Raw genomic sequence first — 16774 nt, 5'->3', positions numbered from 1 at the left:
AGTTCGGGATCTTAAGCTAGATGCTGTGGGTACATTAGTGAATAAGGAGCCCACTTATCTCTCCAAGGACGTGCTGCTTCTAATTGATATGCTAATTCATACAATAGCTTATCGTCGCCAAGTGGGGCAATAAACTGACTACCAATCGGCATATTGTTTTTATCCCAGTATAGTGGAACCGACATCGCAGGGTTACCAGCAAAGTTAACAGGTGCAGTGTATTTCAAGCGCTCTAGAATGAAGGTGCTTGTTACCTCGTCCCAATCATCCTTATAACTACCTTCATCGAGTCTTGTACCGGCAAAGGCTGCCACCGGAGTTATCACGATATCACACGCTTTAAACATGTCAGCAAATTTCGCTGGCAGTGTATTTAGGGCATCAACCCCTTGTTGAATTTCTTCTTCAGATAAGCCTGAAGCCTGCTCTATATTTTGTGCTAATAAGTGGGTTAATAAGCCTGATTCTGTGACCGATTTTCCAGAGACTTTCTCAACTAAGGCTTTTAATGGGCCAACTTTGGTAGCAAAGAATTTCTGGTAAGAATCCATTAGTACATCAAAAATGATAGGGTAATTCACATCAACAAGTTCATGGCCTAAAGATTCTAATAGCGCCATGGTAGATTCTAGGGCTTTATTTACTTCAGGCTCGATAGGTGTACTGTTTGGAATATTGCGCACCACACCAACTTTTAATTTACGTTTCAGTGAGGTAGTAACAAAACCAACAGGGGAAAAATGACCATTGCTTTTATCTTCTGTCATTGAGAACAGTGCTGCACTGTCGCGTACGGTGCGGCTAATAGCTTGGTTAGTTTTAACTAAATCATGTCCACCGTTCGCTTCACCACTTAACATACGGTAACGGCTTGGTTTCATACCAAGTAAGCCTGTTGTGCTTGGTGGTAGTCGGCAACTACCTGCACCATCTGTACCGTGAGCAAGAGGCACAACACCTGCTGCAATGGCACACGCAGAGCCACCACTAGATGAGAATGTCGAATATTCTAAATTCCAAGGGTTATGAGTTGCACCAAACAATTCGTTATCTGTGATGATAAAACTCGCCATTTCTGGCACGTTGGTCATACCAACAATGTTAAGACCCGCTCTTTCTAAGCCTAAAATGTAATCAACACTTTTGGTGATTTGACGATCTTTAAATAGCATTGAACCATCAGTACGTGGCATACCAGCCACATCAATCATGTCTTTAACTAGAACCGGTACACCAGTAAATAGTTGATCATTATTGACGTTAATAAGGTTACTTCTCGCTCTGTTATAAGCGGTATTGGTCATGAAATTTAGAGTAGGATTAGCGTAATCAATACGTTTAATGATGATATTTAATAGCTCTTCAGCAGATATTTGTTTGGTTTTGATTAAATTAGCAAGACCAAGTGCATCGTAAGATAACAAATCATCAAAAGGCAGTGTCTTATTGGATGTTGGAGCGAAAAAAGTGGGAGTGGTTGTTGTACATGCGGAAACAGCAAGTGACGATAGAGCTAATAAAAACTGGCGACGAGAGATCATAATACTTATCCATTCATTATGAGGGCTTAGATAAATAGTAAATGATAGAATGTAAATGTCTAATTAAAATGTTAAGCGCTTGAAATTAATTATGTTTTTAATAGGTGTTACGGTTTTTAATACTTAAAACAAAAAAGGGCTCATAAGAGCCCCTTGGTGTATTCAGGTTGAGAATAATAACAGTGAGTTATTAGCCTTTTTTAGCATTCTTTTGTAGGAAATCAAGTACAAGTTTACGGTCTGTCGCATTTAGACCTGCACGTGGGAACATACTGTTAGTAATACCTTTCCACTGTTTGTAAGTGAAGTCACTTGGGTGTGGTGCTGCGTGACAAAGGGTACAGCTACCGTAGAATAATTTCTCACCAGGAGATTGCTCTGGACCTTGCTCTGCTGCAACGGCTTTTAAGCGTTTACCTAATTGTAGTGACCAGATATCCACTTTAAAGTCTGATTTAACAACTTTAGCTGGCGTATACGCTTGGTTTGGCGTTTCGGCATCAGTACATTTCTTGAAGTAAGCCAAGCAGGTGTTAGCACTGGTTGCTTGGGCTAAACCACTGGTTGGTTGACTACTTGTTAGCATGTTGATTGAGCCTGAGTTACAACGACCTTTGCTATCAAGTTGTAGCCATGCACCTTCGTGGATGTAAATAACACCCGGCATTGCTTCAGCAGTGATACGGGCACCAGCGAGTAGTACACCACGGTCATTATAAACTTCAACAACATCGCCATCTTTTACACCACGTTCTTCAGCATCTTTCTTGTTGATCAATACGATTTGACGACCATCAACAGATTCGTAGCTGTTTACATCGGCATTCGCCATTTGTGAGTGCAAACGCATCCATGGGTGTGGGCTTAATACGTGTACTTGGCCTTTCTTCGCATTACCTAGCCATTCAAATGGTGGAATCCATTGTGGCATTGGTGGACAACTATTGGCTTTAAATCCAGCAATAGTTGAGCTATATAATTCGATTTTACCACTTGGTGTATGCAGTGGGTTCTTAATCGGATCAGCGTAGAAATCACCATGACGTACAAAGCTATTTGCTGCCGCAGGTGTTGATACGTGAGCGATACCATTTTGCCAGAATGTTTTGAAATCATCCGTTGCATCAGATGCTTCATAAGAGGCTTTAACATGTTGGTACATAGTTTTACCTTCGGTAAATTCTTTATGTACGTTAAACATGAAAGCAAGGCGTGAGAAGATTTCGTAGTCATCAAGACTTTCACCAACAGGCTCAATAACCTGACGCATTGCGTAGATTTTATTGTTGCTGTAAGTACCGCCAGATGAAATATCATCACGTTCAAGTGTGGTGGTTGTTGGCAGAACGATATCGGAATATTTCGCTGTTGCACACCACCACGGTTCGTGACAGATGATGGTATCGATATTATCGTTAAGCGCTTTGATTAATTCGTTAGTGTCTTGTTGGTGAGACAGTAAGTTATTACCTGCGTTATAGATAAGTTTTGCTTTTGGTAGCGTAAGGTTTGAACCATCACGAGTATAAGCTTTACCTGGGTTTTTCAGCATATCTGAAACCATAACCACAGGGCATGTCTTAGTGATAGGGTTACGACCTTGTGATAAACCGATAGGCATGCGCTTACCAGATGCAGGCATACCGCCATTACCATAGTGCCAACTAAAGCCTGCACCTTCACCTGGCTTACCAATTTTACCTGCGATTGCAGCAAAGTTGATGATAGCCCAGTGAATCATCTCACCGTGGTCAGCACGTTGTAGTGCCCAACCCGCTGCAATTTGGGTACGTTTAGTCACACACAGTTCAGCAAGTTCTTTAATTTTAGCTGCAGGTAAACCTGTGATTTCTTCAGCCCACTCAGGTGTTTTTACAACACCATCTTCGTCACCGATTAAGTAAGCTAGGTATTTATCAAAGCCAACTGTGTATTTATCGATGTAAGCTTTATCGTGTTGACCTGTTTTGTATAAATGATAAGACATTGCAGTAAATAGGGCAGTATCCGTATTAGGACGGATATTGATCATTTCACTACCAACTGCTTTATCTGTTTGGGTTTGTTGAGGGTTTATAGAGACAAACTTAATCCCTTTTTCCTTAAACGCTTCCCAGTGTTTTTGCATAGAGTGATCAGCAACACGGAATTCTACACGGTTGGTTTTCCATGGATCACAACCGATGAAAAGAACAACTTCAGTGTTTTTTTCAACAATTTCCCACGCAGTTTGTGGCGAATATACTTCCATATCTCCGATAACATGCGGAAGAATAACTTCAGAAGCGCCAGCAGAGTAGTCACCAGCACAAATACTTTGGCCACCAATAAGGTTAAAGAAACGACCTTGTAGTGTTTGTGGGCGGTTAACACCACAATGTGACCAACCACCGTATGAAGAACTAAATAGCGCTTCGTTACCGTGTTTTTCAACGGTACGTGCAATACAGAAAGCGGTTAATGCAATCGCTGTATCCCAATCGACACGGACAAAAGGTTCTTTACCACGAAGGTGAGGGTTATGGTCACCTAATGGATCTTCCAGTAGAGACTTACGTACCATTGGGTATTTAATACGTGTGTCGCTGTAAGTACGGCTTAACACACCTTTGGTTAACATTTCTGTTGGGAAAGGGTCGACATCATTGATTGGTTGAACACCAATTAATGTACCGTTTTTAACAACTGCTTTAAACGGACCATAGTGAGTAGCTGATGGAATGGTAATAGTATCTGATGCAAATACTTTTCCAGCAGGAAAAAGGGTGAGTCCGTTAGCAGCGATGGCCGTTGCTACTGAACCTTTTAAAAAGTTACGACGTGATAGGGTCATGTTTATATTCCGAAGACAAACCGAATAAGTAAGCATTTAAATGACATAATAAGCATTTTAATATTAATCGGTACAGTGATCTATTATTTGACTTATTTCTTGATAGGCTACACGGAAATATAAAATATATTAGGTTGCTAAATGGAAAATAAGTTACCACAAAAAGACACTACAATAAGTAATGTTTAATGCTCTACATAAAGAGAAAAATACTTAGCACTGCAACCAAAAATGGATTGATAACTATTCGCGATAGGAATAATCTAAAATTTGATTTACCGTATAGCTTACTGTATTTGCGTGTCATTAAGGTGTTGATTTTAATTGGTTATTTGTTTTTTTGTTTAATTGGAACGATGTTATCATCTTTAATGAAAAACGATATTTACAGAGTAATTATAATTAGAGCTCTAATTAAATAAAGGTTTTTATAAATTGTAACACAATTATATTTTTAGTTGTGTTTAGAATATTTATTTATATGAACCAATGATGTTGCTCTGTTAATATTCAAGTGTTAATTTGTGCGTAACTCTTTTTTTAACGTTGTTTTGACGTTTAATTCATTTTGGACCATCCATGAAGAAACTATGGCGTTTTTTAGTAAAGCCAAGTAGTCGTTATTCAGTATTAGCGATTGCAGTTGTCTGTGTGATCATAACATTGGCAGGCGTATTTACCTTTCACGAATCGATAAAGTTTAGTTCGACTACTGAGTTTTGTACTTCATGTCACTCAATGAAAGAAAACTATAACGAATATAAAACCAGCATCCACTACAAAAACGCATACGGTGTACGTGCTGAATGTCGTGATTGCCATATTCCAGAAAATGATCCGATTGCTTTTATGAAAGCAAAATTAGGTGGTGTTGGCGATATTTACAGTGAATTTATCAGTAAAGATATTGATACTCCAGCTAAGTTTGAGGCAAACCGTTTACGTATGGCTCAAAACGTGTGGCGTATGATGGCTGAAACCAATTCAGCGACATGTAAGAGTTGTCACTCATATACTGCAATGGATCATGCGAAGCAATCTCCAGCAGCGGCAGCGGCAATGACGACCGCAGCGGCAAAAAATATGAACTGTATTGAATGCCATAAAGGTATTGCGCATCAATTACCACACATTAATAATGATTTCCAAGCAACGTTCAAGCAATTAACGGTTAATGCTGGTGAGGCTCCTGCCGCTAAAACACTTTATACGTTAGCATCTAAAAAATTGTATACCACTGACTCTGCATCAGGTGATGCACAAGGTCAATTATACCCAGCATCAAAAGTTGAAGTGTTAGGTACAAGTGGCGACATGATTAAAGTACAAATTACAGGTTGGCAGCAACAAGGCTCAACAACAGGTATGTTAGTACAAGACATGGCGAAGCAAATTCAAACTGTCTCTTTGAATGCAGACTTACAAAAGTCAGCAACTATTCTTAATACAGTAAAAGCTGAAGATGGTCAAACATGGCAGCAAGAGCAAGTATCAGCGTGGATCACTCAGCGTAATATGCTAGCAAGCATGAAGCCTATCTGGGCTTACGGTAAAGAGATCTTAGATGCAAGTTGTAATCAATGTCACGCTACTCCTGATCCAAAACACCTAACAGCAAATGGTTGGGTTCAGGGTCTTAAAGCGATGCAACAATACTACATGCTTAATAAAGACGAAGAGCGTACGTTACTGAAGTATCTTCAAGACAATGCGAAAGATGCGCCAGTAGCAGCATCTCAAGTCGCTCAATAGGTGTGAGATAATAAACTCTATCTTTTGTAGTAATAAAAAAGCCTGCGTTTTGCGCAGGCTTTTTTGTATGTGATTGTTTATAAATTATTTTATTATTTAGCGACAGCAATCGTATGTGTTTGAGGTGAAAGATTATCACCCAGCGCATGAAGTTCAGGTAGCATGCAATGAATCAAATGGAGTTGTTGTAATACCATTCGTGTTGAGGTGCAATCTTCATCTCGCCATTGGCCTAAACGTTGTTCTAGAGTGAGGTTTAATGGCTGTGCCGTTTCAATAAGAAAGCCATTGAGTTGTGATGATATACACTCTAAATGATTATGAATAATACGATGAGCTTCTGATACTAACTGGTGTGTTTGATTATCTTGCAGTTGAGTTCGGTGCGCTCCTAGCGCTGAGATATAGCTCAACATGGCATGGTTTAATGTTAAAAAACGGAAGCTCTTGTCGGTATCTATTTGGTATTTATCCGGCTCTGCTAGCATATTATTGATAGCCGTACTTAGCTGCGCATCTTTATTATGGGCTTCACGACGCGCAATACGATAATTCATATTATCGCGTTTACCGATACGGTATTGAGCAATGATTTGCGCTAAATAATCTTTATTTGCCAATGTGGCTTCGGCCATCACTTTATGCAATCGCTTAGATTCCCAATCAGGTAAGATGAAACTAACAGCTAATACTGCTAACAGACAGCCAAGTAATGTATCGCCTAAACGTGGCAAAATAACCGCAAACCCTTCTCCTAATTGGTTAAAACAAAACAGCACTAATAGTGTGATAAAAGCCGTTGCCCAGTCATATTTAACGGCTCGAAAGGCAAAGAACAATACGCCCATTATAACCATTAATACCAATTGACCTTCTTGGCCGGGAAATAAATACAGCAGTGGTATGCCAGCAAGTAGACCGCCTAATGTACCAATAACTCGCTGTACCAGTTTTTGACGGGTTGCACTGTAGTTTGGCTGGCATACAAAGAGGGTTGTTAATAAGATCCAGTATCCTCGTTGCAGATCCAGTGCCTGAATAAAGCCATACCCGACAATCAGTGCAATCCCCAAGCGAATAGCATGACGAAATAACATTGAATCAGTATTAAGTTGACAACTAATACGTTTCCACATTTCTTTTATGCTGTGCGCTTCAGTATCAACCAATTCAATATCAAGTTGTTGCTCAATGTGCTCTGCATCTGGATTATTAATATTTTGCAGTTGGCGTTCTACCGTGGCTAAATTATTAAATAAATAATCCAATTGATTGAGTAGTAAACGCCATTGTGGATTGTTTTGCTGTTTGAGGTAATTCAGCGATTGCTGTAGTTCAGCTAAAGCATTGATGGAATCAGAACCATGATGATAGGCCTTACCTTGTTTTAATGCATCAGCAATGCCGTGACAAGCCTGTGCTTGTACATGTAATAACCGTTGAAAGCGAAACAAGACATCACTGCGTTGAAAGGCCAGCGCCAGTTCTCGATAACGGTAATGTGATGAGCTGGCACGTTCATGGATATCTTGCGCCATAAAATAAATTTTAAGGAATTTATCACTTTGTCCGCGACCAGCACGATGTAGCAATGTCATTTTAACGGCATTTAACGCATTAACGACTTTAGCATTTTGTTTGGCAGCTTGAATTCGAAATGGATGCGAGGTGAGATCAACCACAGGCTCAAATAACTTACTTTTATTATCAAGGTAGTAACCAAACTCAGTGAATACATTGGCCAGCCCTTGTTGAACAGGCTGATTGGGCCATAAAACATGCCATAGCAACGATAAGATCCCATACCAACACGCACCGGCTAAAAGTAGCATTGGCTGATACCAAAGCTCAGTACTACTATTGGCTCCTAACATGGTGTAAACCGCGAGCAATAATGAGGCAAAAGCAATATTGGCATAACGGGGTCCCATTGCCCCCAACATAATAAAACCAAAGGTTGAACTAAATAAGCCGATTGCAAATAAAATGGGGTAATCAAATAGAATTTCTATAGAAAGAGAGGCAATCAAAAAACAAATTAAAGTAATGGTTAGGCCTTTGATACGGCCTGTTAAATTATCATCAGATTCAGCCAGTGCTGCAGCAATAATACCGAGTACAAGTGGGGTTACGGCGTGATTAGCACCAAGATACCAACAGGGTAATACAACGCCAACTAAAGCAATCAATACTCGAATTGAATAATTGATTCGGTCATTAACCCAGTATTTGCGGAATTTTACGTGTAACTCTTTAGTTTGCATGGATATTAACAATCTTCTGATAATAAGGAATGGAGAAAGCGATAAAATAATTTAACGTTATAAAAACGTAACTAAAGATAACAGATATCTTGTTATTGCCGATCAAAAAAATAAACTTTTAGCTCGTGGGATAATATTTAGTCAAATAGACGTTTCAATACTATGGCTACACGAGAGTTATTGATACTCTAAGCAACATTATCCCGATAAGCGGGTGACAAGTAATGATTCAATTGAGGTCGGTGACAAAGTTACCAGCCAGTAATGAGTGTTACAGCCTAATTAAAGCATGGAACAATTGGTGGAATCATAATGCAATTAAGTGCCAGTCGACTAGCACAATGGTTAGTTCAAGGTGATTATTACAGTATCGCTTTAGACGGTAATAGCTTGGTATTAGATAGTCAGACTTCTTCTGATGTTATCTCTTTTGATGATTGGGATGGTTCGGTTGAAATCCATCGCGGTGTATTATGGGGGGCGCTTGAGCTTACGTCTTCAAATCAACAATACTGTTGGACAGTTCATGGCTTACCTTGGCACGAATGTAAATCTTTCGCGGCATTTTTAGTCCGTAGTTATCAAGATTGGGCGCAAAGCCGTGTTGATAAATTAGATGCTATGTTGCCAGAAATGCTGCAACGTATAGCATTATTTTCTAATAAGTCGGGGTATTTACGTCATTCTGAACATCATGAATTACATCAGTTTCTTAATGATGGTTTAACTGATTCAGACTTAACACCAGAACTTGCAGCGACATTTAGACCGCGTAGCTTTGAGAAAATATCGCCTTGGCTTAGTGAGCATCAAGCGTGGGTTGAAGAACATAACCAACAATGGTTAACACAACAAACCCAAAAATGGGGCTCATGGTTTGATAGCTTTGAGAAATCACCGCTAAATGAATCGCAACGTTTAGCTGCTTTAATTAACCAAGATTATAACTTGGTCCTTGCTGGGGCTGGTACGGGTAAAACCAGTGTCTTAATCGCGCGTGCTGGTTACTTAATTGCGAGTCAAGCGGCGGTACCTGAAGATATTCTTATGCTATCGTTTGGACGTAAAGCAGCCGATGAGATGGCTGATAGGCTGAAAGCTAAAGTTAGTGATCGCGTCAAAGTGGCGACGTTCCATAGCTTGGGGTCGCAGATTATTCGTGATGTTGAACTTGATAAACCCAATGTAGCCTCGATTACTTTAGATATGCGCGCCCGTAGTGCATGGCTGGCGCGTATGTTAATTGAGCAATGGAATAATTCAACTTCAGCACATAAATGGCAGCGTCATCTTACACAATGGCGAGTGCCAGGGTTTAGTAAAGAAAACTCAATGGAACAACAAGCTGAAAATGAACAATTACAAGCTTGGGTATGGCGTCATATTGAGTTGTTAGGTCAATCAGGGATGAATAAAGAATCGCTGCTTGAGGCGATTCTAAATAATAATAACCCAGCAATGCGACCGCGTATGAAAAGTGAGTTAACATTGCTATGGCCATGTTATCAGGCGTATTTACAGCACTTAAAAGTGAAGAAGCAAATTGACTTCAACAGTATGATTGAAGTGGCAACTGAGTATGTTAAAGCGGGTAAATTTATCTCGCCATGGCGTTATATTATGGTTGATGAATATCAAGATATCTCACCACAACGATTAGCATTGATTGAGGCATTATGCCATCAAAAAGTGGCAGGTCATTCAACCCCAACATTATTTGCTGTTGGTGATGACTGGCAAGCCATTTACCATTTTGCAGGGGCAGATGTTAATTTAACGACTGATTTTGAAAGTCGCTTTGGTAATAGCTGTATTACTGAACTTTCAACTACGTATCGCTTTAATAGTATGATTGGTGAAGTGGCGAATGTCTTTATTCAACAAAATCCATTTCAAGTTAAAAAGCAATTAACCAGCTTTACTAAGCAGAGTAAAAAAGCGGTTACCTTATTGGCGACAGATTTATTACCACAAGAGTTAATTCGGTTAAGCAAGCATTACGAGAAGAAAACCATAAAGGTCCTTATTCTTGGACGTAATAATAAGCAAAAACCTGAGAAATTTGAGACATGGAAGAATCAGTGGCCGCAACTTAACTTGGAATATATGACGTGTCACTCAAGTAAGGGGCGTGAGGCTGATTATGTATTTATTGTTGATGTGAATAAAGGTATTTTCCCATCACCAGATCGTGAAACGGGTCTAGCCGCTATTATGCAGTTGCGTACTGAAACATATAATGACGCTGAAGAGCGCCGTTTATTCTATGTTGCATTAACGCGCGCTAAAAAGCATGTGTGGGTATGTGCTGATCCTGATAAAACCTCACCGTTTATTAATGAATTAATTGAAGATAAATACCCAGTTAATAACAAAATTAAACGTAGTAAGTAAATATTATTAGTTATAGAAGCCCTGTTATTTATGATTGCTTGTTACTATAGCGATAAATAATACAGGGCTTTTTGTGATTCAAATTTTATGTTATGAGCTGACGTGAACGACAATTTTACCTGAATGGGTATTGTTTTTTAATTCAGTCATCGCAACGGCGAGCTTATCAAATGGGACGATTTTTTCGACCATGCTGTGTAAATGACCATTAGTAACTAAATCACTTAGATTATTACCAATATCAGCCAGATGAGTAATATGTTCCAGAGTGCCATGGGCATAGGTGCCATGAAGGGCGACTTCGTGAATGCTGAGGGCTTTAGTGGTCGCGACTAGGGGGACTTGGTCAAACTGATTTGCAACCATAACAATATGGCCATTATAACGAATCAAGGCACTCATTATGCTGCCTGATTTAGCTGAGATACAATCAATTACGCCATGCAATAATCTATCTTCAGTAAGGTTTATTAGCTCAAGTGCAACATTTTGTTGAGGACAAATAACCGCATCAATACCGTAATTAAGTAATCGGGCATGGTGTTGCCGTTCAGCAATGGCATAGACATGCGCGCCTGCAAGTTTGGCTAATTGTGCGGCAAATCCACCTACACCACCTCCGGCGCCTGTTATTGCAATATGCTGTCCAGCCGTAACGCGTAATTTATCGTGGACTGCTATCCATGCGCTATAGCCAGCACAGGGGAGTGCGGCAGCATCGGTAAATGATAATGCGAGTGGGATGCGACTTACCGCAATAGCTTTTACACAGATATATTCTGCAAATCCACCAGCAGTACGAGGATCGGCAAAAAACATAACTCTATCGTTGATATGAAAGTGGTGAACATTTTTTCCGACACTTTCAATGCTACCCGCAACATCTAATCCGATGATTTGTGGGTAATTCCACGTCGCATATCCCCAGTTGGTTAGCTTGTAATCGATAGGATTTAATCCAACGGCAGCAACTTTTACGCAAATTTCATCTGCGGTTGGTATTGGTTTATTGGTAGTCGTGAGTGATAAGGCTTGAAGCCCATCTGGTTGTTGTAAAATCCACGCTTGCATAGGCGACTCCTTGAAATACTACTTATAACCATATAATGAATTATTTTTTTTGCCTAACATATCGTCTTTAAATAATAAAAAGCCTTCGATATAAGTGAAGGCTTGTGATTAAAATAACGAAAGCTATTGATGCTTAATCAATACGTTCTTTAAGGTAGGCATCATAGTCTGGAATTTCAATATCAATTTCTTTATCAAGTAACGGTGAGGTAACAATAAAGTTGGCACTTGCACGGTTAGTTGCAACGGGAATATTCCACACAGCAGATATACGTAATAATGCTTTCACGTCAGGATCATGTGGAACTGCATTAAGTGGGTCCCAAAAGAAGATCATAATATCAATTTTGCTTTGTGAAATTAATGCACCTAGTTGTTGATCGCCACCCATTGGGCCACTGATTAAACAACTGATGGGTAAGCCAGTTTCTTTTGCGAGTAGGTGCCCAGTAGTACCGGTTGCATAGAGTTCATGACTTGCTAACTTATGCTGGTGTTCTTTTACCCAGCGCAGTAAAGCTGTTTTGCAATTATCATGAGCAACTAAAGCGATATTTTTTTTAGCTGCCATTTTGCGTGTTGTAGTGATCATGCTCTTCCTTTTTATCTCAAATTCATCTTGATGAAACTAGGTGATGATGCTTATAAGTAACAAAGACTAGGCATAGTGTAAATCAAATTAGGCTAAAATTTTGTGGTAACCCATAAATTATTGATATTCATCTTTATAGTCACCATTTAGGCATAGCCTATCTACTGATATGATGATTATTAACATAGAATGAGGGTCTAAATTCTGCCGGAGATAAAGAATCACCAATAACTGTGGCTGGTAAATACTGTGGCGTTAAATCAACAATTAATGGCGAAATATCCAGTGTGACAGGTTTTTTTTCTAGATAACGTACTGTTTGATCGATTGATAGCCGCGCTTGTTCTGCCATTTTATCGGTTGGTGCAAATAAAATCTTATGGCGGCGTAAACCACGATAAACACCATGACTAAGGTAGGTTGAGACTATTTTTATATCGGTAATATTGTTGGTACGCAATTCACTGATGGCAACTTCTGCGGCAACTGCGCCACCGACAATATAATCAATGTTTTTATAGTCGGTAAATAATTGCTGTAATAGGTTACGTTGGAGTTCTTTGCTGTTATCGCCCCATAAGGTCGTTATAATTTCGACATCACTATTGGCAATAGCCGCTTTAAAACCTTTCGTTACAGGTTTGGTTCCACCACGTAACTGTGGTCCAGGTAGCCATGCAATGCGTACTTTACCTGAACCTTTAGGGTGGTGTTTTGCAAGGTAAGTACCTGCGGCTTTTCCCATTTCATACCAATCGACACCAACTTTTGCTTTTACATGTTGACCAATGTCAGGATCAGAAAAATCGATGTCATTGGTCATCAAAAAGACCGGAATATTACCAATTAATTTGGATAGTTTACCGTTATAAGCTTGAGCATCGACGGTGCCTAAAATGATGGCATCTGCCCCCCAATCACGACAAGCAATAAGTTGACTTTGTTGTTTATCAAGGTTGCTATAGCCACCTGCTTCAAGCACTTTTAATGTAATACCCAGCTTTTTTGCTTGCTCAACCATTCCATAATTGATCGATAACCAATAAGAATCTTTTAAATGTGGGTACACTGCGCATACTTTCCACGGCTTGGAAACTGAGGTTAAAAAAGAATATTGAATTTTCGTCGGTTTTTTATCCGTCTGAAAAGGGGGTTTATATGAGATCACCTCAAGCGCAAACGCAGATTGAGCAGAGAGTATCATTAACATAAAAAATAAAATGCGCATTGTTACCAACATTATTTAGGTCTAAAGCCATATCGCTGGCAAAATAGTACCGTTTTATTGTGTCTGGTGAAATAGCCAGTATCGAACAAGGCATATTTATGCTGATTATGAACTGTTCTAAACAAGATTTTTGAGATAGAGACTATTTATGACGTTCACCCGAAAAGGTATCGGAGCCAAACTGTTATTAGCCTTTTCTGCCATGGCTGGTTTGATGATCATTGCGGTGATGATTGGTGTGGCAGGCTTTTCGTTAGTTGCTAAAACCGAGCGTACAGTGATTAATTCTGCGGTACCTTCATTAGCTGAAGCGCGAAAATTATCAGATTTAAGCTCACGTATTATCTTTAATGCTCAAGTTCTTGCTAAATCGAAACTTGAATCAGAACGAATGCAGCAAGGGCGAGCATTAACCGTACATATTGAGGCTTTGACTCGTAGCTTACATGCACTTGAGCAGTATTCTTTTGATCAACCATTAATGTTGAAATTAGAAGATGATGTAAAACGCATTGTTGATAATTTAGCCCTACTTGGATTACTTGTTGGTCGACAAATCGATTTGCAAAGTCAACTCGATGAAATAATTGCAGCGATGACCAAAGCCACACATCAAATTGACAGTTTGTCACAATCTCAAGTGGCAAATGCGAATACTATTGCCGTCGCAAACGTGTCTCGCATTTATGATCTTGTAGCTGAAAATAATAAACCTGCGGTCTATAACGCATTAGATAGCTTAGTTGAAGTCGATATGGACTTATCTGAGCGTTTGTTTGAGTTACGTTTTTTATCATTACAAGTGATTAATATGTTAGATGATTCTGAACGTATTATAGATATTAAGTCGTTGGTGGCATTAAAAAAACGATTTAATAATGCGATCAATATTATTAGTCATCGCGTTAAGTCTGTTGAAGATCCTAGTCGTTCTGAGCAGCTAATGAAAGAAACGGCGAAACTTGAGCGCGGCAATGTATTATTTGGAGTGAGTGAACAGCTTATTTACGCCAAACAAGATGTACAACGTTTAGATCAACAAAACTTAGTTTTGTTCCAAGAATTAAACAGCACGGTTGATAATATTATTGTTGCTGCTAATACCAATACTCAACAAGCCGTTAAGCAGGTCGATCAAACATTGACTGTTGCTCGTAATACACTGATTGTGATTTCAGGTATTGGATTACTCGCCTTAGTGTTAATTATGTGGCGTATTGTTTATGTTCGCGTTATTTGCCGTATTAATCACTACAGTCGTGCTTTGTTATCACTGGCGCGTGGTGACTTATGTATTCAATTAGATGTTGATGGTGATGATGAATTAGCACAAATGGGTCGGGCTATTTTAGTGGCACGTGATACCGCGAGTGAACGGCATCGATTAGCGCAAGCTGAAGCTAAAATTCGTCAGGAATTACAGCAGCACAAAGCAAGTCTAGAACGGTTGGTTGCTAAACGAACGGGTGAGTTAGAGAGTATCAATAGTCGCTTAAACGAAGAAGTGTATAACCATTATAAAGCGCGTGATGAAGCTGAAAAAGCGAACCGTGCTAAATCGGCCTTCTTAGCGACCATGAGTCATGAAATTAGAACACCGATGAATGGCGTATTAGGTACGGCATCATTATTGGCTGATACCGCATTAAGCACACAACAAAAACGCTATTTAGATGTGATTAATCGTAGTGGTGAAACATTATTAGATATTCTAAATGACATTCTTGATTACTCTAAAATCGAAGCGGGGCACTTAGATATAAGACCGAGCGACTTTGCTTTAAAACGGATGGTTGTTGATGTATTTAATATGCTTCAAGGCCGAGCAATGGCGAAACGGATTGGGTTTGAATATTATATTGAACCTAATGCTGATGCGATTTGGTTGGGTGATGAAAGTCGTATTCGACAAGTGTTAGTCAATTTGGTAGGTAATGCGATTAAATTTACCGATAAAGGTAAAGTTACCATCACTGTTCAGCCGCATCCTGATATGGCTGATGAAATATTATTTTCCGTTCAAGATACAGGTATTGGCATTGATAGCAACGAACAATCATTATTATTTAGTGCTTTCCAGCAAGCAGAAGCAGGGCGAAAATCAATTGAAGGTACAGGCTTAGGCTTAGCCATTAGTAAACACATAGTGGCTGCAATGGATGGTGAAATAGGCGTTGATTCAATTGTTGGCACTGGGAGTTGTTTCTGGTTCTCATTACCGCTTGAACGTGGTCAAGTGAGATTAAATACGGATGTTGACCAAGTGCTGGTTCCTGCTGCGCACATTCTATTAGTTGAAGATAATCCTGTAAACAGCATGGTTGCAGAAGGGTTCCTTAAACGGCTAGGTCATAGTGTTGTCATTGCGGAAGACGGTGTTCAAGCTGAACGGTTTTATCAAAATGAACAGTTTGATTTAGCGTTACTTGATATTAATTTACCCGATACCGATGGTGTAACGCTATTACATCAATTACGCCGTATTGATAGTCATCGTAAGGATACTTGGCAAGAGCCGACACCGATGGTCGCCTTTTCTGCACATGTGTTTAGAGAAGAAGTTGAAATTTACTTAAATGCAGGGTTTGCAGGTTTCTTACCTAAGCCTTTAGTTGAGCAACAATTAATTGATACGATAAGCAGTATTTTAAAAGGAGATAAACGCGTGGTTATTGAGAAAGGGGCGGGTGAGGAAAAACCGCAATTTGTTGAGAATGATGAGTTATTTCCATTAGTGAAAGAATCTGTTTTAGGCAGTGATTTACAAGTACTAGGCGAAGCGCAAGTAAAACAACTGATTAATTTGTTTGGTGATTCGGCCAGTAAGACACTTGCCATGTTGCATCAAGCTATTGCTGATAATGATTTACCGGATATCGCTAAGCAAGCTCATACATTGAAAGGTGCTGCTGGTACGATGGGGTTAATGCAGTTACATCAATTATGTTTAACGTTTGAGAAAGCAGCCCAAGAAGGCTCTATTGAGGGGCTTGAGGTTGTACCATTACAGCAAGTGTTTGATGATTCTGTCGCGGCGTTAGCAACGACTTTTCTTAATGATTAATGGTTAGTAATGTAATCGTTATAATAAAAAAGAAC

Annotated in this window: 9 protein-coding genes; 3 read left to right on the top strand and 6 right to left on the bottom strand. The window is 39.5% G+C overall.

Translation table 11 applies throughout. From position 1 onward, the window contains the following. Positions 1 to 11: 11 nt before the first annotated feature. Both Q0V26_RS07400 and Q0V26_RS07395 read right to left on the bottom strand, forming a co-directional pair. The gene (locus Q0V26_RS07400) at positions 12 to 1541 is read right to left on the bottom strand and encodes an amidase (RefSeq protein ID WP_297480051.1); all 1530 of its coding nucleotides are present in this window, start codon (positions 1539 to 1541) and stop codon (positions 12 to 14) included. Between the two features lie 190 nt (positions 1542 to 1731). Then, a complete protein-coding gene (locus Q0V26_RS07395; RefSeq protein ID WP_297480049.1) occupies positions 1732 to 4374 on the bottom strand; it encodes a molybdopterin-dependent oxidoreductase in 2643 nt (880 codons plus the stop codon). A gap of 579 nt (positions 4375 to 4953) precedes the next feature. Between Q0V26_RS07395 and torC the strand changes: the two genes are divergently transcribed. Continuing rightward, positions 4954 to 6126 carry a pentaheme c-type cytochrome TorC gene (gene torC / locus Q0V26_RS07390; protein ID WP_297480046.1) on the top strand — a complete coding sequence of 391 codons (1173 nt, stop codon included), beginning with the start codon at positions 4954 to 4956 and terminating at the stop codon, positions 6124 to 6126. A 92-nt stretch (positions 6127 to 6218) separates the two neighbouring features. On the opposite strand, the gene yccS is transcribed toward torC, so the two are convergent. Continuing rightward, the gene (gene yccS / locus Q0V26_RS07385; protein WP_297480044.1) at positions 6219 to 8390 is read right to left on the bottom strand and encodes a YccS family putative transporter; all 2172 of its coding nucleotides are present in this window, start codon (positions 8388 to 8390) and stop codon (positions 6219 to 6221) included. Positions 8391 to 8702: 312 nt separating this feature from the next. On the opposite strand from yccS, the gene helD reads away from it, so the two are divergent. Then, complete coding sequence (gene helD, locus Q0V26_RS07380) at positions 8703 to 10784, top strand: DNA helicase IV (RefSeq protein WP_297480041.1); 2082 nt, start codon at positions 8703 to 8705, stop codon at positions 10782 to 10784. Positions 10785 to 10874: 90 nt separating this feature from the next. On the opposite strand, the gene Q0V26_RS07375 is transcribed toward helD, so the two are convergent. The 3 genes from Q0V26_RS07375 to torT all read right to left on the bottom strand — a co-directional run bounded on the left by Q0V26_RS07375 (position 10875) and on the right by torT (position 13675). Beyond that, complete coding sequence (locus Q0V26_RS07375; protein WP_297480039.1) at positions 10875 to 11855, bottom strand: zinc-binding dehydrogenase; 981 nt, start codon at positions 11853 to 11855, stop codon at positions 10875 to 10877. 133 nt (positions 11856 to 11988) lie between these two features. Then, entirely contained in the window at positions 11989 to 12447 is a 459-nt protein-coding gene (locus Q0V26_RS07370) for a methylglyoxal synthase (RefSeq protein WP_297480036.1), read from the bottom strand. Between the two features lie 157 nt (positions 12448 to 12604). Continuing rightward, on the bottom strand, positions 12605 to 13675 hold the full coding sequence (gene torT, locus Q0V26_RS07365) for a TMAO reductase system periplasmic protein TorT (protein WP_297480034.1): 1071 nt from the start codon (positions 13673 to 13675) through the stop codon (positions 12605 to 12607). A gap of 148 nt (positions 13676 to 13823) precedes the next feature. Here torT and torS point away from each other — a divergent pair, with 148 nt between their 5' ends. Further along, on the top strand, positions 13824 to 16739 hold the full coding sequence (gene torS, locus Q0V26_RS07360) for a TMAO reductase system sensor histidine kinase/response regulator TorS (protein ID WP_297480031.1): 2916 nt from the start codon (positions 13824 to 13826) through the stop codon (positions 16737 to 16739). Positions 16740 to 16774 lie beyond the last annotated feature (35 nt).

It is taken from the genome of uncultured Photobacterium sp., from assembly GCF_947039875.1.
GTDB lineage: Bacteria > Pseudomonadota > Gammaproteobacteria > Enterobacterales > Vibrionaceae > Photobacterium.
The sequence above is the reverse complement of the archived record's forward strand: the minus strand, read 5'-3'. Positions and strand labels throughout refer to the sequence as shown.

What these genes read in the sequence shown, in the direction of transcription:
- yccS (WP_297480044.1), bottom strand. Translation starts at nt 8,390, where the DNA reads ATGCAAACTAAAGAGTTACACGTAAAATTCCGCAAATACTGGGTTAAT.
- helD (WP_297480041.1), top strand. Translation starts at nt 8,703, where the DNA reads ATGCAATTAAGTGCCAGTCGACTAGCACAATGGTTAGTTCAAGGTGAT.
- torS (WP_297480031.1), top strand. Translation starts at nt 13,824, where the DNA reads ATGACGTTCACCCGAAAAGGTATCGGAGCCAAACTGTTATTAGCCTTT.
- torT (WP_297480034.1), bottom strand. Translation starts at nt 13,675, where the DNA reads ATGCGCATTTTATTTTTTATGTTAATGATACTCTCTGCTCAATCTGCG.
- Q0V26_RS07395 (WP_297480049.1), bottom strand. Translation starts at nt 4,374, where the DNA reads ATGACCCTATCACGTCGTAACTTTTTAAAAGGTTCAGTAGCAACGGCC.
- torC (WP_297480046.1), top strand. Translation starts at nt 4,954, where the DNA reads ATGAAGAAACTATGGCGTTTTTTAGTAAAGCCAAGTAGTCGTTATTCA.
- Q0V26_RS07400 (WP_297480051.1), bottom strand. Translation starts at nt 1,541, where the DNA reads ATGATCTCTCGTCGCCAGTTTTTATTAGCTCTATCGTCACTTGCTGTT.
- Q0V26_RS07375 (WP_297480039.1), bottom strand. Translation starts at nt 11,855, where the DNA reads ATGCAAGCGTGGATTTTACAACAACCAGATGGGCTTCAAGCCTTATCA.
- Q0V26_RS07370 (WP_297480036.1), bottom strand. Translation starts at nt 12,447, where the DNA reads ATGATCACTACAACACGCAAAATGGCAGCTAAAAAAAATATCGCTTTA.